Origin of the sequence: Hymenobacter fodinae (assembly GCF_004745825.1) — a bacterium.
Lineage (GTDB): Bacteria > Bacteroidota > Bacteroidia > Cytophagales > Hymenobacteraceae > Hymenobacter > Hymenobacter fodinae.
Window position 1 is genome coordinate 43340 of the sequence record NZ_SRLA01000005.1, and the last position, 19693, is coordinate 63032.

At 54.1% G+C, this 19693-nt stretch carries 19 protein-coding genes; 8 read left to right on the forward strand and 11 right to left on the reverse strand.

Annotated features, from left to right (window positions below; all coding sequences use genetic code 11):
* Positions 1 to 49 precede the first annotated feature (49 nt).
* Positions 50 to 940 carry a 3-hydroxyacyl-CoA dehydrogenase family protein gene (locus tag EU556_RS20420; RefSeq protein WP_135436005.1) on the reverse strand — a complete coding sequence of 297 codons (891 nt, stop codon included), beginning with the start codon at positions 938 to 940 and terminating at the stop codon, positions 50 to 52.
* 344 nt (positions 941 to 1284) lie between these two features.
* Here EU556_RS20420 and EU556_RS20425 point away from each other — a divergent pair, with 344 nt between their 5' ends.
* A complete protein-coding gene (locus EU556_RS20425; protein WP_135436006.1) occupies positions 1285 to 1455 on the forward strand; it encodes a lmo0937 family membrane protein in 171 nt (56 codons plus the stop codon).
* 99 nt (positions 1456 to 1554) lie between these two features.
* Here the strand turns inward: EU556_RS20425 and EU556_RS20430 are convergent, their stop codons facing one another.
* Both EU556_RS20430 and EU556_RS20435 read right to left on the reverse strand, forming a co-directional pair.
* Positions 1555 to 2367, reverse strand: coding sequence for a hypothetical protein (locus EU556_RS20430; RefSeq protein ID WP_135436007.1), 813 nt, complete (start codon positions 2365 to 2367; stop codon positions 1555 to 1557).
* A gap of 18 nt (positions 2368 to 2385) precedes the next feature.
* Complete coding sequence (locus EU556_RS20435) at positions 2386 to 4008, reverse strand: ABC-F family ATP-binding cassette domain-containing protein (RefSeq protein WP_135436008.1); 1623 nt, start codon at positions 4006 to 4008, stop codon at positions 2386 to 2388.
* A 308-nt stretch (positions 4009 to 4316) separates the two neighbouring features.
* Between EU556_RS20435 and EU556_RS20440 the strand changes: the two genes are divergently transcribed.
* A complete protein-coding gene (locus tag EU556_RS20440) occupies positions 4317 to 4790 on the forward strand; it encodes a DUF4199 domain-containing protein (protein ID WP_135436009.1) in 474 nt (157 codons plus the stop codon).
* Positions 4791 to 5035: 245 nt separating this feature from the next.
* Complete coding sequence (locus EU556_RS20445; protein ID WP_135436010.1) at positions 5036 to 5440, forward strand: hypothetical protein; 405 nt, start codon at positions 5036 to 5038, stop codon at positions 5438 to 5440.
* Positions 5441 to 5526: 86 nt separating this feature from the next.
* On the opposite strand, the gene EU556_RS20450 is transcribed toward EU556_RS20445, so the two are convergent.
* Positions 5527 to 5919 (reverse strand): hypothetical protein, encoded by a 393-nt coding sequence (locus EU556_RS20450; protein ID WP_135436011.1) that lies wholly within the window; start codon positions 5917 to 5919, stop codon positions 5527 to 5529.
* Between the two features lie 143 nt (positions 5920 to 6062).
* Here EU556_RS20450 and EU556_RS20455 point away from each other — a divergent pair, with 143 nt between their 5' ends.
* Positions 6063 to 6872, forward strand: a complete 810-nt coding sequence (locus EU556_RS20455) for a murein L,D-transpeptidase catalytic domain family protein (protein WP_135436012.1) — start codon at positions 6063 to 6065, stop codon at positions 6870 to 6872.
* An 84-nt stretch (positions 6873 to 6956) separates the two neighbouring features.
* On the opposite strand, the gene EU556_RS20460 is transcribed toward EU556_RS20455, so the two are convergent.
* Complete coding sequence (locus EU556_RS20460; protein WP_135436013.1) at positions 6957 to 7151, reverse strand: hypothetical protein; 195 nt, start codon at positions 7149 to 7151, stop codon at positions 6957 to 6959.
* A 181-nt stretch (positions 7152 to 7332) separates the two neighbouring features.
* Between EU556_RS20460 and EU556_RS20465 the strand changes: the two genes are divergently transcribed.
* On the forward strand, positions 7333 to 8142 hold the full coding sequence (locus EU556_RS20465) for a M48 family metallopeptidase (protein WP_135436014.1): 810 nt from the start codon (positions 7333 to 7335) through the stop codon (positions 8140 to 8142).
* A 127-nt stretch (positions 8143 to 8269) separates the two neighbouring features.
* Positions 8270 to 9202, forward strand: a complete 933-nt coding sequence (locus EU556_RS20470) for a diacylglycerol/lipid kinase family protein (RefSeq protein WP_135436015.1) — start codon at positions 8270 to 8272, stop codon at positions 9200 to 9202.
* A gap of 64 nt (positions 9203 to 9266) precedes the next feature.
* Here the strand turns inward: EU556_RS20470 and EU556_RS20475 are convergent, their stop codons facing one another.
* Entirely contained in the window at positions 9267 to 10511 is a 1245-nt protein-coding gene (locus tag EU556_RS20475; protein WP_135436016.1) for a metallophosphoesterase, read from the reverse strand.
* Positions 10512 to 10611: 100 nt separating this feature from the next.
* Complete coding sequence (locus tag EU556_RS20480) at positions 10612 to 11253, reverse strand: LON peptidase substrate-binding domain-containing protein (RefSeq protein ID WP_135436017.1); 642 nt, start codon at positions 11251 to 11253, stop codon at positions 10612 to 10614.
* Between the two features lie 402 nt (positions 11254 to 11655).
* Here EU556_RS20480 and mtgA point away from each other — a divergent pair, with 402 nt between their 5' ends.
* Complete coding sequence (mtgA, locus tag EU556_RS20485; RefSeq protein ID WP_245327815.1) at positions 11656 to 12396, forward strand: monofunctional biosynthetic peptidoglycan transglycosylase; 741 nt, start codon at positions 11656 to 11658, stop codon at positions 12394 to 12396.
* 606 nt (positions 12397 to 13002) lie between these two features.
* Here the strand turns inward: mtgA and EU556_RS20490 are convergent.
* From EU556_RS20490 to EU556_RS20500, 3 genes are all read right to left on the reverse strand, one after another.
* Entirely contained in the window at positions 13003 to 13563 is a 561-nt protein-coding gene (locus tag EU556_RS20490) for a hypothetical protein (RefSeq protein ID WP_135436019.1), read from the reverse strand.
* 13 nt (positions 13564 to 13576) lie between these two features.
* Positions 13577 to 14743, reverse strand: coding sequence for a zinc-dependent alcohol dehydrogenase (locus EU556_RS20495; RefSeq protein ID WP_135436020.1), 1167 nt, complete (start codon positions 14741 to 14743; stop codon positions 13577 to 13579).
* A gap of 760 nt (positions 14744 to 15503) precedes the next feature.
* Positions 15504 to 17633 carry a prolyl oligopeptidase family serine peptidase gene (locus EU556_RS20500; protein WP_135436021.1) on the reverse strand — a complete coding sequence of 710 codons (2130 nt, stop codon included), beginning with the start codon at positions 17631 to 17633 and terminating at the stop codon, positions 15504 to 15506.
* A 299-nt stretch (positions 17634 to 17932) separates the two neighbouring features.
* Here EU556_RS20500 and EU556_RS20505 point away from each other — a divergent pair, with 299 nt between their 5' ends.
* Positions 17933 to 18376 carry a YybH family protein gene (locus tag EU556_RS20505; protein ID WP_135436022.1) on the forward strand — a complete coding sequence of 148 codons (444 nt, stop codon included), beginning with the start codon at positions 17933 to 17935 and terminating at the stop codon, positions 18374 to 18376.
* A 125-nt stretch (positions 18377 to 18501) separates the two neighbouring features.
* Here EU556_RS20505 and EU556_RS20510 read toward each other — a convergent pair whose 3' ends face one another.
* Positions 18502 to 19680, reverse strand: coding sequence for an App1 family protein (locus tag EU556_RS20510; RefSeq protein WP_135436023.1), 1179 nt, complete (start codon positions 19678 to 19680; stop codon positions 18502 to 18504).
* Positions 19681 to 19693: the final 13 nt, after the last annotated feature.

A 19693-nucleotide genomic window follows, 5' to 3' on the forward strand; every position in this document is an offset into this window, starting at 1 on the left:
CCTGATGCGGTAGGCCTCTTAAACAAGCCTGATAGCTCAATACGTGGTCTTACTTACGAAAGCGTTCAGCTAGCACCAAGTCTTTAGAGCCGTGGCCCCAAGAGTAGAAGCCTTCGCCTGATTTTACGCCCAAGCGGCCAGCAGTGACCATATTCACCAGCAGCGGGCAAGGAGCATATTTCTGGTTGCCCAAACCCTCGTGCAGAACGCGCAGAATAGCCAAGCACACGTCTAGGCCTATAAAGTCGGCGAGCTGCAGGGGGCCCATGGGGTGGGCCATGCCCAGCTTCATGACCGTGTCAATTTCTTCTACGCCGGCCACGCCTTCATATAGGGAGTAGATAGCCTCATTAATCATGGGCATCAGGATGCGGTTGGCCACGAAGCCGGGGTAGTCATTTACCTCGGTAGGCGTTTTGCCTAGCTGCCTAGACAACTCCATCACTCGCTCCGTTACTTCATCAGATGTTGCATAGCCCCGAATCACTTCTACCAGCTTCATTACCGGCACTGGGTTCATAAAGTGCATGCCAATTACCTGTGCGGGGCGCTTCGTAACGGCAGCAATTTTGGTAATGGAGATAGAGGAAGTGTTGGAAGCCAGAATGGCCTGGGCGGGGGCGTGCTGGTCTAATTCCCGGAAGATGTTCAGCTTCAACTCTACGTTTTCCGTGGCAGCTTCTACTACTAAGTCGGCGTTTTGTACGCCCTCAGCCATGCTGGTGTAGGTAGTCAGTCGGCCCAGGGTATCAGTTTTATCCGTTTCAGAGAGGGCGCCTTTAGCTAGCTGGCGGTCGAGGTTTTTGCCGATGGTGGCCAACGCCTTATCCAGGGCCGCTTGGTTGATATCAATCAGGGCAACTGTGAAACCGTGTTGAGCAAATACGTGAGCAATACCATTGCCCATAGTGCCAGAACCAATTACGGCTACATTCATCATACAGAAGGTGGGTGGGGGTGGATGAAAATGGCGCTAGGCCAGTAAACAAGGCCTAAAGCTACGCCAAAACTACGCAGGGTAAACCGGCCCAGTGTGGCGCTCATGTCCCGAATCAAGAAATTTTGTGGAAAACCACATGCACCAAAAACCTGCTGTAGTAAGGCATTACGTCATTTTTAGCAACATTTTCAGAAATTTTTTTCATCGAATAATATCCTTTTCGCTATACCCGCGTACAAATCCGCAAATGGCCTTCCTTTCCAGACTCAATCCCCGGATTGGTTTTTTTGCTAGGTCCTTTTTAGTACCCAATCTTCTCTCTCCAACCCAACACTACAATCATCATGGGAAATCTCCTGTATATCATCGCTGTCATTCTCATTCTCATCTGGGCCCTTGGTTTCTTCGGTGTACTAGGTACCGGCATTCAGGGTAATGGTTTGATCCACATTCTGCTGGTAATTGCTATCATCGCTATTCTGCTGCGAGTAATTCGGGGCGGGCGAGTGGCCTAGTTACTTCTCCATTCTGGTAGTGGATAATTTGCCAGATCCGAAAAAACACAAAAAAGCCTTGCTCAACTTGAGCAAGGCTTTTTTGTGTTTTAGTATGCCTTAACGACCAAATCGGTACAGGAAATTGAAGCGAATTTCAGGCTGACCGTAGGGTGACGTACGGTTACCATAATTATCAATGCCGTTGTTGAAGTTGTAAAGCAGGAGAATATCGGCGGCTACTCGCTCTCCTAGCTGCTGACGATAGCCAACGCCAGCCAGCGGGGTGTAGTAGGTTCGCTTAACCTTCACAAGTTCTACCTGCTGCGGCCCGATTTGACGTTCTGCCAACGCCTGCGCATTTGTTACCTCATATTCGGCGTGGATGAAGAACTGGTCGATTACCCGGTACTGCGCAAAGGCTTTTAGGCCGAAGCTATTTAACCCTAAGCTGGAAGGATAGCCGAATTGCCGGTAAGAGTTCGGGAAGGAGTAGTTGCTGTAGATGTAGCTGAACCCCGGTCCGAAGGCAAAACGGTCGGTTGCTTGATATCCTAGGGCAGGTGCAACACTGGCATTAAACACCCCAAATCCATATGAGCTGCTATAACCCAATCCAAAGTTGGAGTAGATAAAGTACTTCCGTACGGGTGGTGGGGGCGCTGCCACACCAGGCCGGTTCGGGAAGTCTAACCCCGACGGCCGGTTGGGGTCGTACTGCTGATTTGAGGGCAACGGGGCCGAAACGGGAGGCGGCGCTGGTACCGTCGGTTGAGGGGTATATACCGGCTGCGCCGGGCGCGGGGCAGAGCCCGGCGGTGCGGTATTCAGTTGCGGCTTCACGCCCGTACTATCGGTGCGCTGGGCCTGGGCAGCCGGAGCCAGCAATAAGCTAGCTCCGCCAAAGCCAAGTAGGAACAAAAGTCGTTTCATATCCCCGCTAAAACGTGTTTACGACACAAGTTGGTACATGCGCTGCCGCTGCGCTTTAATGTTTTCGTCGGCTAGGTATTCTTCGTAGCTCATCCGGCGGTCAATGATACCATCCGGGGTCAGCTCAATAATACGGTTGGCTACGCTCTGAATAACCTGCAGGTCGTGCGAGGCAAACAGCAGGGTGCCGTTGAAGTCGCGCAGGGAGTTATCCAGGGCCGTGATGCTTTCCAGGTCCAAGTGGTTGGTTGGATCGTCGAGGACCAGCACATTGCCGCTTTCCATCATCATCTTGGACAGCATGCAGCGCACTTTTTCACCCCCGCTTAGCACGTTCGACTTCTTCTGCGACTCCTCGCCCGAGAACAGCATCCGCCCCAGGAATCCCCGGATGAACGACTCGTCTTTCTCGGTGCTGTACTGACGCAGCCAGTCAACCAGGTTGAGGTCGGTGTTGAAGAATTCAGTGTTTTCCTTAGGGAAATAGCTGGGCGTAATGGTGGTGCCCCATTTAAAGTCGCCGGAGTCGGCTTTTACCTCATTGAACAGAATGTCGAAGAGGAGGGAGGCAGCCCGGTCGTCGCGGCCGATGATGGCCACCTTGTCTTTCTTGTCAAGGGAGAAGGACACGTTGCGGAAAATCACCTGACCATCTACCGACTTGCTCAGGTTCTCTACCGTCAGCAACTGGTTGCCGGCTTCACGCTCGGGCTTGAAGGCGATGTAGGGGTACTTGCGCGAAGAAGGCTTAATTTCTTCCAGCGTAAGTTTTTGGAGCAGTTTCTGGCGTGAGGTAGCCTGCTTGCTCTTGGAAGCATTGGCCGAGAAGCGCCGCACAAACTCTTCCAGTTCCTTGCGCTTATCCTCGGTCTTCTTGTTCACCTCCTGGCGCTGGCGCAATGCCAACTGCGACGACTCGTACCAGAACGAGTAGTTGCCGGGATACATGGTGATTTTCGAGAAGTCGAGGTCAGCCATGTAGTTACACACCGCATCTAGGAAGTGACGGTCGTGGCTTACCACGATTACCGTGTTCTGGAATGAATCCAGGAAGTTTTCCAGCCATAGCACGGTCTCAGCATCCAGACCGTTGGTTGGTTCGTCCAGCAGTAGTACGTCGGGGTTGCCGAACAATGCCTGGGCCAGCAGTACCCGTACTTTGTCGGAGGTGCCAAGGTCGCCCATCAGGGTGTGGTGCTTGTCTTCCGAAATGCCCAGGCCCGAGAGGAGCTCGGCGGCTTCGTACTCGGCATTCCAGCCTTCCAGGTCGGCAAATTCACCTTCTAGCTCCGCAGCCCGCTCACCATCGGCATCCGAGAAATCAGCCTTGGCGTAGATGGCGTCTTTCTCCTCCATCACCTGCCACAGTCGCGTGTGACCCATAATTACGGTCTGGAGTACCGGAAAAGCGTCGGCGGCAAACTGGTCCTGCTTCAGAACCGACAGGCGCGCGCCCTTGGGCATGTCCACAGAACCCGTGTTGGGCTCAATCTCACCGGAGAGAATTTTTAGGAAAGTTGACTTACCGGCGCCATTGGCTCCAATAAGACCATACACGTTACCAGGCATGAACTTGATGGTAACGTCTTCAAACAATACGCGCTTGCCATAGCGCAGGCTTACGTTGGAGGTGCTGATCATATCAAAAAGATGCGGAGAAACACAAAAGGAGGGCAATACAAGGGCCTAGGCCACTATAGTGCAGCGCGCAAAAGTACGCAAAATGCCCCGGCCATATTGGGCTACATCTATAAATGCCGATAGATGAGGCAATACACCCAGAAAAAATGCGGGCAGAATACAACCCCCTGCACGCCAATACGGTATAGATAAGAGGAGTTGGCTAGGCCACCGTCGCCGTCGGGAAAGCAACAATTTCTTATGGGATGGTAGTTCCGCTGAGGCTGGCCCGTCTGTTTATTCATCACCTTCAAAACTGTCCTCAACGTATGGCTGACGCTCGTCTTACGCCCGAAACCAATGGCATCCGTTATGGCCTGTTCACGGCTGTTGGCATGGTCATCTACTTTGTAGTAGCTTCTTTTCTTAACCTTACCGATCGGATAGAATTCAGCTTCCTGAATGGCGTGGTGCTGGCAATTGGTATTTGCATGGCCATTGCCAATTATAAGCGCTACCGCCACGACCGGATGCCCTACCTGCATGGGTTTGGCACAGGTATTATCACGGCCATGATTGCCTCTTTGGCTTTCGCTTTCTTCTTTATTCTATACGCTGGGGTCCTGAACAAGCACATCATGGACGGTATCCGGGCGAAAGATTTGTTTGGCTTTGACCTATCGGTGACTATTGCTTTCCTTGCTATTCTGCTGCAAGGTGCCATGGCAGGGGTGATTATCTCCCTGGTTGCGATGCAGTACTACAAGAGTCCCGATCACAAGCCAATCACTGGCATCGAGTAAACAACGCTGCTTTTGACGTTGCAAGCCACACCCTAGATAGGGTGTGGCTTTTTGTTTGGCCTATGTCTAATAAGATAAATATTTTTATAAAAAGATATAATATTTCATTTACAGGTCTTGCTTATATACTTTATTGCATATAATTTTGAATAAAATAAGGTAGCCTGACAAGGGAATCTTCTCTTACTTCTACTTGTTGACGCCCCTGACACACCTTTTACCTTCTGATGACTTTTGCTTCTGATATGAAATTTCTACTTTCTACCTTCTTTCTGTTAGCAACGCTGGTTACTTCTGCAAACGCGCAGATGAGAGAGCGTCACGCTGAGTTGCCCGGCTCTGATGCTCCTTCGGCTGCTCGGATTGATGACCTAACTCGCCAAATCAGCAACCAACTGCGCCTGAATGAGGCACAGTACATCCGGCTACGTGCCCTAAACAAAATCAAGCTGGCACGCCTCGACGAAATTCAGTGGCAGTATCAGGATGATGCCCCCACCCGCGACGCCAAGCTTATGGAGTTGGAGTCGCAGTTTGAGGCTGAGTGCAGCCGCATTCTGACACCTTCTCAGCTTAGCATCTACCATAATGGGCAGAAGCGTGAGGAAACCCCCGAAGTACCCGTTAACAATGAGGGAGGCATCGGGTAAATTTCTAATATCTACCACAAAAAAAGCCGCTCAAGTTTATCCTGAGCGGCTTTTTTTGTGGTAGCACGTGCGGTTTAAGCCAATATTTATCGGGCTGTCACTACTGGGAACAACGACTCGGTGAGGGCACCGGTTGCTCCAAAGCGCAAGATCAGGCGGGGACCATTTGCCCGCGGGTGTCCCGTAACGCACTGGGGGCCTTCGGTAACGTAGTACAAGTATACCTTTTCGCTTTGCTCGCTAAGCTCTTCTTCATCGGGGTGGCCTAACAAGTCATCAATAGCACTGATGCGCGCCCCGAATAGCTCGTCGCGGTGCTTTTCCAGAACGGGAAGCAGGGCCTGGCGCTTGTTCTGGCAGCCATAGGGGTCGTGGCGCCACGCGCTGCTGTCAAAGTCGGGGAAATCGGGCAAGGAGTGGCCGCAGCTGGTAAGCACTAGGCCAGTAAGCAGCACCAAGAGGGCAGAGCGTGTAATCATAGGAGGTGAAACGTAGCACATGTTCATCTCAAGTAGTGGAGAAGAGCGTGACTAGTTGGAGCGAAAGTACTATTTTTGACAACGCGCCGTTATGGCCACACCGCATTGGTACTGTTTTTTGCCCGCTAACACAGGTTTACACAATGACTTACGCGCCGACTACTACTGCCGGACTATTGGTTGCCTTCTTCACGTTATTCACTTCGGCGGGAGCGGCACCTGCCCCTCGCCCGCATACTGATGTAGCTCCTAGGCCTGTGCTGAATGAGGTGCTACGTACTACTTATACTGCCGCTTTTGAGCAGCACGTTACCCGCACGTACGTACAGGCTGGTTTAGTACACACTGGCTTGTCGTTGCCTGTGTACCGCAAAGCGCTGATTGGGTATTACAACCTGCAGCAGCGCAAAGCCTTGAAAACAGCTACACCCTTGCTAACTGTTATCGACTTCAGCCGGGCCAGCAGTCAGAAACGGCTGTGGGTAATTAATGTGGCCCAGCCACATGTAGTGTTTCATACGTTGGTAGCCCACGGCAAGAATACGGGCGAGCAGTGGGCCAAAAGCTTTTCCAATCAGGAGGGCTCTGAAAAAAGCAGCCTGGGCTTTTACCTGACCGGCAACACCTATCAGGGCAAGCACGGCCTTTCGCTAAAGCTCAACGGGGTAGATGCAGGGTATAATACCAATGCCGCCAGCCGCGCCGTAGTGGTGCATGGGGCCGACTACGTAAGCGAAGAGTTTGTGCGCCAGCACGGGCGGCTTGGGCGTAGCCAGGGTTGCCCAGCACTGCCGCTGGCCCAGAGCAGCGCCATCATTAAAGTAATCAAATCAGGCTCGGTGGTGTTTGCTAATGGTCCCGCTTCAGTGGCCTACCAATCAGAGTGGTTGCAGCTTGATCCGGCATTGCTGGCCTTTGCGCGCAGCAAAAGCCTGCCCGGCTTGCCGGGGTAGTGGCCTAGCACCTATTCAGTAACACGCAAAACGCCCGGCTACTTATAGCCGGGCGTTTTGCTGTATGTACGAAACTATACGAGCTTAAGCTCGGTCGCTGGTGGTCTTTACCAGGTTGATGCCGGCAAAGAAGAAGATGAGACCTACAATAAAGGGAACGGCTGAGTTCATTTTGCTTAGGCCAATGCCACCAATTTGGAGGAAGGCCAGGGCGGCGATGATAATACCGATTATGCCAAGAACAGTCAGGATGCTGCCGAAGGTGCGTTTCTGATTCATGATGACAAGGGAATTAAGAGGATAGAAGTGGTAGAAAAGGGAGAGTAAGCCTGATACGGGAATCAGTACATTTTGGGTGTACATCACCAGACAACCCTGCCGCAAGCTTCGCGTTACAAACCCCTGGAGGAGCTTTACTCCTCTGTTTTGCCCTTCTCTCACTCCCTATTCTCAACCAATCATGCGCGGAAGTCTTCGTTACATCATTGCCCTCTTGCTGGGGGGTATAACGCTCATATCCTACTACTGCAAACGCTCCGTAAACGAAGTCACCGGTGAAGTGCAGCACGTGGATATGACTGCCGACCAAGAAATTGCTCTAGGCCTGCAAGCGGCCCCCGAAATGGCCCAACAATACGGCGGTATTCACCCCGACCGCCAGGCCGGAGCCGCCGTTGAGCGCATAGGCCAGCAAATTGTGCGCAGCACCAAGGCTGGCCAAACGCCCTATAAGTTTCAGTTTCACTTGCTGGCCGATGAAAACACCATCAACGCCTTCGCCCTTCCGGGTGGCCAGGTGTTCATTACGGCTGGCTTGCTGAAAAATCTGAAAACGGAAGGCCAGGTGGCGGGCGTATTAGCGCACGAAATTGGCCACGTGGTAGCCCGCCACTCAGCCGAGCAAATTGCCAAATCTAAGCTCACGCAGGGCCTCACGGGTGCTGCCGCTATTGGTATGTACGACCCCGATCGGCCAGGTACTGCGGTTAGCGCGGCCGCCGCAGCTATGGTGGGCAAGCTTCTCACGCTACGTTATGGCCGCCAGGACGAGCTGGAGGCCGATAAGCTAGCTGTAGATTTCACTCCTTCGGCGGGATACGACCCCCGGGCCATGATTCAGGTGATGGAAATTTTGGAGCAGGCAAACCATGGCAGCAGCCCTCCCGAGTTCCTGAGCACTCACCCTAACCCCGGAAACCGCATTCAGGAGCTACAGCGAGATATTGCCTCCGACTATCCCCAGGGGTTGCCCGCCAACCTCAAGCCCTAGTTTACCCTCATAAAGGCCGTATAGCGTGGCCGGCCCAACGGCCGGTCACGTTTGGTTTTGGCGGGTTGAGGTGCGCTTAGTAGATGCGTGACTTCAACCCATACTCTTCTTTCTTATTCCCGATTTTATGACCGCGCCGGTTCAATTACGAAGTCTGCTCTTTGTCTTAAACCCCATATCAGGCGACATTGATAAAGCCGACTTAGAGGGCACTATTCGCAGCTACTGCCATGAGCGAGGCCGCCAGGCTGCATTTTTTCATACCACGGGCGACAATGATTTGGAACGCTTGCGGGAGCACCTGCAGCACGTGGCCTACGATGCCGTGTTTGCCGCCGGTGGCGACGGTACCGTGAGCCTAGTGGCGGAGGCACTGGTGGAGGGAGAACTGCCACTTGGAATTATTCCGCTTGGCTCGGGCAACGGCTTGTCTAAAGACCTAGGAATTCCGCAGCAAGTAGAGGAAGCCCTGCGCCTGACCTGGGATTTTGAGGTGCTGACCATGGACACCATCCGGGTGGGGGGGAAGTTCTCGGCGCACCTCGCTGATTTAGGCTTTAACGCGCTAGTGGTGGAGCGTTTCGATCAGGGTGACGTGCGCGGGCCCGGCGCTTACATTCGCATTGCCACCCAGGAGTTCATCAACTTTGAGCCGGAACACTATCACATCAAAACTGATTTGGAAGAATGGGAGGGGCCGGCCTTTATGCTCACCATCGCCAATGCCAACACCTTTGGGAGCAATGTGGTGATAAACCCGGAGGGTGAGCTAGATGATGGTCAGTTCGAGATTTGCCTGATTGACCCATTCCCGAATGCAGCGGCCCCGGGCATTCTGTATAACCTCTACACCAGCGGATTCGACAACTCAGCGTACACCCGGCGCCTGTGCTGCAGCCGCGCGACCATTACGGTACCCGGTAAAGACAATGTGCTGGTGCAAATTGATGGAGAACCGATGCGCTTACCAACCCCGGTAGAGGTAGAAATACTTCCCCAAAGTCTGCGCGTACTCACTCCTAAAGCCCAAAATCAAGAACCGGCGCCTCCCACAAAGTAAACAGTCAAGTGGCCTAGCAGCAACTCCTTCGGCTGCCTCTTAAGCAGGCTTTCAGTTGGGGCTGCTAAGCCACTTGATCGCCCAGGAGAGGGAGGGGTACTACCGCGGGTGCAGCGGCATGGGTGGGCTGCAGCCTGAGCCGAAATACCTCCGGACCTGCTTGTAGGCCACTGTTAGGGCCTGGCTCTAAGGTGCGCAGCCAAGTCTCCCCGTTAGCATAAAAATCGAGGCTGAAAAAACCCTGGTTCTCGTGCACAAACGTAGCGTGGCCTCCCTTTTGCACGAAAGCCGTTTTACTGCCTGAGCCACTAACCAAGTAGTGCCCGCCGTGTTTCTCAAAATACTGCAGGTTATGGTCGTGGCCCGAAGCGTAAATAACCCCCGGAAACTGATGAAGCACCCGCAAAAGTCGCCGCCGCATTTTGCGGTACCGGGGGTGCGACATGTCTTCGGCGGCGCCCACCAATTTGCGGTAAAGTGGCAGCAGCGAGCCAATGATGGGGAGAGGAACGTAGGCCCGCTTATTTACCGTGGTAAGGGGAAACACGTGTTGCTTCGCGGTAAACTTCCCTCCGTGTATAGCATTAGAGTACAATGGGTGGTGCCCCGCCACTACCACGCGCTGGTGCCGGTTTTGCTCTAGCAGCTGCTGCAATTGGCGGAAAGGCTCTTTGGAGTCTGACTGCGGCCGGGGCCCCGTCTGTACCCACCATTGGGTATTTAGGACCACCAATAGCAACCCATCGGCTAGTTGTAGACTAACCGGGCCCGGCAGGCCATTGGTGGGGAGATAGTAAGCCCGCGGCAAGTGTTCCCGCACATATGCTTCCTGTCGCTGCAGGTATTCCCAGCCATCGGGTCGGCCCTTGTTCCAGTCGTGGTTGCCGCTGAGTAGCACAATGTTGCCTGGGTACTGGCCTAGTGCCGCCAGCAACGCCTGAAACCGCGCTTCGGCGGCGGCCCGACCGGGGTGTTCGAGAGCGGGCAAGCCCGTAGGGTAGATGTTGTCGCCCAGAATTACAATAGTACCCGCCGGGCCAGTTTCTTGCTGCCAGTGGCTGAGCAGGTGCAGAATGGGGTCGGTGCCATCAGTTCTGACGGCTCCCGGGTCGCCGAGTACGGCTACGCGGTGCAGGGGAGGCGTTTGAGCATCAGGGGCCTGCTGCTCCCAGTCTAGCACGGCCGGGGCCACGTACGGCCTACGTCGGTACTGCCGCTCTAGCCAGTAGCGCCAGCACAGCCACACTATGGCCCCCAATATGGCACAAGCGAGCAGGCTGAGTAGTATCGTAGAATAGGGCAAGGCCATACGGTGGAGTAAAGTATGTAGTACGTAAGGCTTGCCCTTGAGTGTTCTACTGCTAAGCAGCAACGTGGTAGCGACCTACTTGCTACGTGGGTTAGCAGGGTTAAAAGTTTGGTGGAGTCAGGTTCTTGAAGTGCCCATTCAGCCGGGAGCGTTCTTTGAGTCGCTCGGTTTCCATCAGGATGGGCAGTACCTGCTCTAAGTGCTCCAGCACCATGGTCTGGCGGTCAACTTCCGACGCGGCAGTGAGCAGCTCAAACTCCTGCTCGGTGTTCATACCCAAATGGTGGGCAATATCATACACCCGGAAATCGGTAGGGAGCTCCAGAAATAGGTGGCGCAGGCCCAGAATATCGTAGAGTTGCTTGATCTGCTCTTTGATGCGGGTTTGTAACACTACGTCTCCCGTTAGGTCGTCGGTTACTTCCTCGATGTCGGCGCCGGCGTAAAGCTTGCCGGGGGCTTGCCGGTAGAACTCCTGCACTCGGAACAGGCCTAGCGCTTTCGTCCGAATATCCATTTCCCCCGACTCATACCGCTTTTCCACGCCCACCAGCTGCATTTCTGTGCCCAATGTGCTGATGCCTTCTTTGAGGTAAGGAGGGATGCCGAAGGTGATATTCTGCTCCAGACAGTCGTGCACGAGTTGGCGGTAGCGCGGCTCGAAGATGTGCAGGTTGAGCTTTTCACCTGGAAATACCACGAGGTTGAGAGGGAACAGAGCAAGTAACCTGGTGGCAGACATATTCGAGGAATAAGAGAGTGAACAACACGTCTACCCGCTTCAGCTGCGGAAAACCGCATGCCGGCTGCGCCAGACTACTTTGCTATACTTGTTTTGCGAAAGGGAGTTGCTCTGAATACATGGTCAGCCGGGGGCACTATTAAGGGGGACAACCTGAACAGTTACTTTAGAACCACTCTAGGCCACTTCGTCAGGAAAGCCTGACCAGATTCACTCGGGCAAAACCACATTATTATGATGCGGTAAGACTTTAGCCAGGAATCCCGCTGAGTTTGAAGTACGCCATCCCCAACATCTACTTGCGCGCCAAATTCCAAGACTGCGGCCTTAGGCACTAGTGAATTCCGTTACTTTTGCCGCTGCGCCTTGGCGCCTGGTACAATACGTGTCGTTTTTTGGTTGATGAATTACAAGCAACATCTGCGTCGGGCTGGTCGGATTGGCCTACAAGTAGCCGCGGTGCTGTTCCTGACTTCTATTGCCTGGGTACTTGTATACCGGTGGGTGTCGCCGCCGGCTACGTGGCTGATGCTGGACCGCCGCGCCCACGCCCCAGTAGGGAAGGGCTACTACGGCATTCGGGAGGAAGACCGGCGCATCAACTACCGCTTCCGCACGATGGAGGAGGTTTCCGGCAACGTACCTCTAGCCCTAGTAGCCGCCGAAGACCAGCGCTTCCTCATCCACCACGGCTTTGATGGGGATGCCCTGCTGAAAGCCGCTAAATCAAATATGAGCGGTGGCAAGCAGCTGCGCGGTGGTAGCACTATTTCGCAGCAGGTGGCCAAAAACGTATTTCTGTGGCAAGGCCGCAGCTACGTGCGAAAAGCTGCTGAGGCCTACTTTACGGTGCTCATCGAACTGCTCTGGAACAAGCGCCGCATCATGGAGATGTACCTGAACGTGGCCGAAATGGGTGACTGCACCTTTGGCGTTGAAGCCGCTTCTCAGCTTTACTTCCACAAATCAGCCGCCAAGCTTAACCCTCAAGAAGCAGCGCTGCTGGCCGGCGTGCTACCCAATCCGCTCCGGTTCCGGGCTAGCAACCCTGGTCCTCAGGCACGGGCTAAGCAGCAGCGTGTACTGCGCAACATGCGCCGCCTCGGCGGACAGGCCTACGTGCGGGAATTGCTAGACGAGTAGAGGGTAGGATATAGATGATTTAAGGACATTCTACACGTAGTGCGAAAAATGCGCTGAACCGACGGCAACTATTTTGTTTAAGTCCAAGTGCGAGATGCCGTCCGCGGCACCATGAAGTGTAGGCCACTATTTGCTGCGCAGGTTGGCGTGGGCCAGCCGAAGTGCATACCTCGTGCTTCTTGTGGCCTAGAAATGAGTAAAATCAGACCCGTTCCAACCTGTCAACCGGCTGGCGCTAGGCTAGCGGCTGTAGGCTGCGGACTTTTTCTGGCGACGTCGTGACAGTCTGCCTCGACAAACCGAGGAAGCGAGTAAGTCCGCGCAGGCTGGTGCAGTACCGATAAACACGCATAATCTCGGCTCTTTGTGCATCTGGTTAGGCACCTTGGCTAGCTGTTAAGTGGTTGCTCTGCCTCCAAAGCACGAAAGTAGTAGTGTTTGTTTGTTGCCACTAGGCTCTAATGCTCCCTGGTGCCGTGCGGAAGCGTCACAGTATAACCGTGATTCCTTATTCAGCTGTACGGGCTTCACTCTGCCCAAGTCATTATCAACGTAACGCCCCCAAAGTGTGCATAGGCTGCACTACTTTGGGGGCGTTACGTTAGGCTACCGTTTACTTAACAGTTGTTTACGCCTGTTTTTCCTTTTCATCAGCATAATACCCGCCGTTAGCAGCAACGCCGTCGTAGCTACATTCTGAATAAAACCTGAACGGTTATGCTTCCATTCCGCGCGCCAGCCCCGTTCAACCCAAGGGTTGGGAAGAACGCCGCGCCGCAAATCATCGAGTTTTCCTTCAACTGCGTTGACGCGGTCGGCCAGGATGAGCGACATCCAGTGTGTCGCGGTGGCCTCGCTGTACTTGTAGGCGTAGCGCCGGATGGCCCCGCTCAGGCCGCTCGGAGGTGTCGACGTGCCGAACACGCGCGTAACGCCAGGCCGCTCGATGGAGTGTAAGATCTCCATATCCAGCGGCTGCTGGGGAGCCTTTTCATAATTGAGCCGCTGGTGGTCTGCCCCGTTGCTATGCTTCATGGGATACGTGGGGTCATTCTCCGGATCGGCATCCATGCCCCACCCGGGTATCTCATCGGCGCGTTCCATGTTGCGTTGGGCAATTATGCGGTCCTGCAGCGCCTCTATGCGGTTTTCTAATGCGTTTTTCATGAGAAAAAGGGGGTTAAGCGAAAGAGGCGTTGGCCCGTGGCGGAATTAGCAAGGGTTTGATCATGTTGTCCAGTTTCTTGGAGAACATGCGGTAGGCATCAGGCACTTCTTCCAGTGGCAGCCGGTGCGTAATAATTTCCTTAGGATTGATCCGGCCGCTCATGATGTGGTCAATCATTTTAGGCAGCAGTCGTTTTACGGAGGCCTGGTTGGCCCGCACCGTAATGCCTTTGTTCATCAAGCTGCCCACCGAAACCAGATTCCAGGGCGGGCCATACACGCCAATGATGGATAAGATACCCCCTTTTTTAAGCGAATTAATGGCCCAGTGCAGGGCGGTGGCATTGCCGGCCTGCAGCAGCAATCCTTTACCTGTGATGTTTTGTAGGGCACTGCCTGTGGCATCGCAGCCCACCGCGTCGATGCATACATCAGCGCCAAACCAATCGGTGGCTTTTTTCAAGAAGAGCACCGGGTCATTCATTTCCTTGAAGTTGTACGCTTCAGCTAATGAAAATTTGCGGGCAAACTCCAGGCGGTATTCCAGGTGGTCAATCACAATTACCCGTCCGGCCCCAAAGAACCACGCGAAGCGGGCTGCCAACAGCCCGACTGGGCCGGCGCCAAACACCACCACGGTGTCGCCTTTTTGGATGCCGGCCTGCTCAGCCGCCTGGTAGCCGGTGGGCACCACATCGGTCAGCAGGACCGCATTCTCCAGGTCCATGCCTTCCGGAATTTTAGTGGGACTGACATCAGCATAGGGCACTCGGACATATTCAGCCTGTCCTCCGTCGTAGCCCCCGCCCGTGTGAGCATAGCCAAAAAAGCCACCTACGGCGGTAGCTTCCGGATTAGACTCGTGACAGTTGCCGTAGAGTTCCTGCTTGCAATGAGGGCAGCTGCCACAGGCAATGTTAAACGGCACTAGTACATGGTCGCCCACCTTCAGTTTTTGCACACCTGAACCTACTTCTTCTACGACGCCGGTAAACTCATGGCCAAACGTCATGCCTACCCGTGTATCGGGCACCAGCCCGTGGTACAGGTGCAGATCTGAGCCACAAATCAAGGATCGAGTGACTCTCACAATGGCATCATTGGGATGCTTTATTTCCGGCTCGGGCCGGTTACGGTCTGCCCTTATCTGAAAGGGCCCCCGAAAGTTCATTGCTAACATAGACGCAGTTTTGAGAGTGGAACCATCGAAGAAATTTGTGTACAAAATCAAGGTTTACGCGCATATCAAATTATTAAACCTAAGATTACTACTGATTTGCGTTGATATATATATGTATTTTTTACTACGTACTTTTCGCCTCAGACATCGTTTGCTGAGTATACTGGGAGGGAACCCTGACACCACTAGTTGCCACCATCCTTCGTAGGCTAACGCGCATCTTTGGGCGCTCAAATACCAGACGGTTTCTCTGGTAATAAATATAGAGGGCAGCTACAGTTGCTAAGCCAAGCGCTGTGCGCTGGTGTCTGTACCTGTTCTCCTGACACCCCCCTACTACGATAAATAGCTCAATGCTAAACAGTGTCCCCGTTCTCGCCCGGTTGTTGCGCAAATCACAATTGTTCAGCTTTCGAAGCTAGTCCCTGCTTGCGTAAACCTCATTTAATAAGACTATAACGGTGCGCATCAAAAATCCCTGTTTGAGCTCACAACTCTCTGTTTTCTGATAAATGATGGCGGGCCGATTATCAGGTGTCACTGGACTCTAGTACTTAGTCTGCGTGCTTGACCTATGAAGAACTAAATGCACCGAGTAAGAAAGAACCTCTACAAGCTCAGGAAAGCACTTGCATAATAGTCACTTAAGCAGTGTGTATTTCTGTATTACCAGCTTCTATACCTAATAATGAAGCCAAGAAAAAGCCTGACTACTCTGAATGAGCGGTCAGGCTTTTTCTTGGCTTCAGACGTCTTTAGATTAATTATTCTGATATGGCGTCAGGCCCATGTTTTGGAACATAAACGACCACTTATCAGCCTGTTCGCTGATAACTTGGGCCGTAGAGCGGCCGGCGCCGTGGCCCGCCTTAGTTTCTACCCGAATCAGGACGGGAGCGTCGCCTTTTTGCGACTCCTGGAGCTTGGAGGCAAACTTAAACGAGTGAGCCGGTACCACGCGGTCGTCGTGGTCGGCGGTGGTAACCATAGTGGCGGGGTACGCAGCGGGCTTCAGGGCATGGTAGGGCGAGTACTTGTAGAGGTACTCAAACATCTCCTTGCTGTCTTGAGCAGTGCCGTAGTCGTAGGCCCAGCCTGCACCGGCCGTGAACTGGTTGTAGCGCAGCATGTCCATCACACCCACCGCCGGGAAGGCTACTTTGAACAGCTCGGGGCGCTGGGCCATGGTAGCGCCTACCAGTAGGCCACCATTAGAAGCACCCGAAATAGCGAGGTAGTCTTTAGAGGTGTAATTGTTCTTCATCAGGTACTCGGCGGCCGCAATGTAGTCGTCGAACACGTTTTGCTTCTGCAGCTTGGTACCAGCCAGGTGCCACTTCTCGCCGTACTCGCCGCCACCCCGAATGTTAGGCACGGCGTAGATGCCGCCGTTTTCGAGCAGCACAATGGTGGAAGTACCGAAGCCTGGCGTTACGCTGGAGTTGAAGCCGCCGTAAGCGTACAGCAGCGTGGGATTCTTGCCGTTCATCACCAAGCCTTTCTTGTGGGTGATGATCATGGGAATGCGGGTGCCATCCTTGGAGGTATAGAACACCTGCTTCGACTCGTACTTAGCGGGGTCGAACTGCACGCCAGCTTTCTTGTAGACCGTTGATTTGCCGCTGGCAATATCGTACTTGAAGATGGTGGGCGGGTAGATGTAAGAGGTGAACGTGTAGTACGTTTCCTTTTCTTCCTTCTTAGTACCAAAGCCGCCCGCCGAGCCTACTGAGGGCAACGTAATGCTACGCTCTTTCTTGCCGTTCATGTCGTACTGTTCAATATACGACGTGGCATCCTTGAGGTAGTTGGCGAAGATTTTGCCGCCGCCCGTAGTGGCGTTCAATACGTTCTTGCTCTCCGGAATCAGGTCTTTCCAACTAGCGGGTTTGGGGTTAGCCGCATCCACGGTCACCACCCGGCCGTTGGGCGCGTTCAGGTTGGTTTCGATATAGAGCTTGCTGCCCACGTTATCAAGCACACCCACGGTGCTCTTCTCATTATCTACTACCTGCACAATGGGGCTGTTGGGCTTGCTCAGGTCCTGGATGTAGAGCTCGTTGCCGGTAGTAGTGTTAGCGCCACTGATGACCAGGAAACGCTCGTCCTCGGTAAGATGGGCACCAATGTAGCGGCGGGGTGTTTTGTCGCCGCCAAATACCAGCTTATCGGTGCGCTGCGGAGTGCCTAGCTTATGGTAGAACAGCTTATGAATCTGAGTTTTGCCCGCTAGCTGGCTGCCGGCCAGAGGCTTGTCGTAGCTGCTGTAGTAAAAGCCATCATTACCCTTCCAGGCCAGGCCCGAGAACTTCACGTCCTTCAGCGTATCGCCTACCAGGGTTTTGTCGGCGGTGCGCATCACAATCACCTTGCGCCAGTCGGAGCCGCCTTCCGAAATCTGGTAGGCAGCCAGGCTGCCGTCTTTCGTGAAGCTGATGCCCGCTAGCGAAGTAGTGCCGTCTTTGGAGAAGCTGTTAGGGTCGAGGAACACCTCCGGCGCGCCGTTACCCAACTGCCGGTACAGCACTGACTGGCTCTGTAGGCCAGTGTTCTTGCTGAAATAGGTGTACTTACCTTCCTTATATGGCGCACCGTACTTCTCGTAGTTCCAGAGAGTTTCGAGGCGCTTACGAATGGTTTCGCGGAAGGGAATCTGAGAAAGGTAGTTCTGCGTGACTTTGTTTTCTTCCTGCACCCAGGCTTTGGTGTCGGCGGCCTGGTCGTTTTCCAGCCAGCGGTAAGGGTCGGCTACCTTGGTGCCGAAGTAGGTGGTGATGGTGTCCACCTTTTTGGTCTGCGGGTAGGGCAGCGTTTTGAGGGAGTTTTGCGCGAAAGCGGGCACACTGAGCAGTACGGCCGCCGTCGTCGCCGAGACGTAAAGGCTTCTCATAGGGGGAAGGCTAGGTGAGCAAAAGAGTAGAAAGGAAGTAAACGGAAGTAGTAACGCTTGCCCTTCTCCAGTAACAACTCCGAAGCAGAGGACAAGCTGCAAAAAGGTACGGCACAATGCTGGAATAGCAAGATTTAAAGACTAATCCGTGATAAGTGTCCAACCCATTTAGAACCCTGCTATTGGGTAAACAATGCCTATCTAACCTCCCTGTCGCCCTCTGTTATTTAGGTTAACAGGTTACCTCTCTAGGCCAAGTATGGAGTTGGAGCTGTTTGAGGACGCTGTATATTGTCGCTATGAAAACCTGCGTATTCCTTGCCCTGCCCTTGTTATGTGCTGCCTGTGCCACCACTCAGCAGCGCAACAAACCCACAGCTACCCGAAAAGCCATAGCGCAGGTTCTGGCCACGCAAACGGCCGCCTGGAACCGGGGTGATGTGCCCGGCTTTATGGAGGGGTACTGGAAAAACGACTCCCTGGTGTTTATTGGCAAAAGTGGCCTCACCTACGGCTGGCAGTCCACCCTCGATAATTACCGCCGCAGCTACCCCACGGCCGCGGCCATGGGCCAGCTTGACTTCAGCAACTTGAAAATTCACCCCCTCAGCCCCGACGCAGCTCATGTGATAGGGCGCTGGCACCTGGCCCGCCCCACCGCCGGTGACTTACAAGGGCATTTCCTGCTGGTGTTCCGCCGCATCAATGGGCAGTGGGTAGTCGTGGCCGATCATTCTAGCTAGCGTTGAGAACACGGTAGTGGCCTACTGGCCTAGGCTGCGTGAGCGGTAAAGAAAAACAGCCATTCCAAGCGTAGCGTGGAATGGCTGTTTTTTGACTATTAAACGCTCTAAGTGTCGTTTACAATTTACTTCATGATGGGCTTGCCGGAGGTGTCTTCTTCGGGCCCATCCTCGGCACTTTCATCCTTGCGTTTCTCCTGCTCAACAGCCGGAATAGCTTCCTGATGAATTAGACCCCGCTGGGCGGCGTGCTCGGCCGCCTGCACTGTGTCCTGCACCAGCAGCATCTCTACTTTATCCTGGCGCAACTCCTCCGACACCCGATCTACCATGGCGGCTCGTTCCGGCAGGTTTACATCCCGGATGTACACGGCCAGAATGCGGCCAGGGTAGCGGCGCACCACCTCGCGGTAGATGTTGGCGTCTTCCTGACCCGAGTCGCCGATGAGCACAAAGGGAAGCTGCGGGTAAGTAAGCAGCAGGTTGTCGATTTCCTTGAGCTTGTGGCCATGGTGGGCTGAGGCATCGGCGGAGCTCTTGCGCTTCACCGCCATATCGCGCAGCAGCAGCGGGCCGGGCGGGATGTTGTTCAGATCCAGGAAGTCTTCCAGCAGATCGTAGAGGTTCCAGGGCGAGCTGCTTACGTAAAAGAAGGGGTTATTGCGCTTGCCATTGCGGCCCAGTTGCAGAGCCCGGTAAAACTCGGCTACGCCCTTAAACGGCAAGCGGGAGCGGGCATTACGCAGCAGCACCGTGCGCGCCATCCGAATCAAATCCGTGGCCGAGGTCTGAATAACCGTGTCATCGAGGTCGGAGATGATACCGTATTCCGCATCGGTGGGCGGAATGAGCACCATGGCCTGGGTGTTGAGCCCAGGCGGCGTAGGGAAGGGGGGCGGTGACTGTTTCAGCAACACATCAACCGGGTACCACAAGTAGTCAATGGGTTCGGGAAGCACCTCTGGCTGCAGATTCAGGGTGAAATACCCTTCTTCATCCGTCACTACGGGGTGGGTGCTGCCATCTGCCGGCTGCACCGAGAGCATGGCCCCGCTAATTTCGTTGCTATCGAAGCGCCGGTACATGTTCAGGAGGTTGTGCCAGCGCGAGTCGTTGGGGTCAGGCTCCTTAATGCCCTTGTCGGTTAGTAAGCGGCCCTTTACGTAAAGGCGCGTGGTGGTGCCGTAGCTGCGGTAGGGCACTAGTTGCAGCGGATTCAGCAGCCCCAGGCGGGCCCGCATCCGGGTCAGGGTGTCATCAGCGCGCTCAGCCCAATCACTGAACTTGTCTAAAAAAGGAGGCATAGGGTGCAAAGAA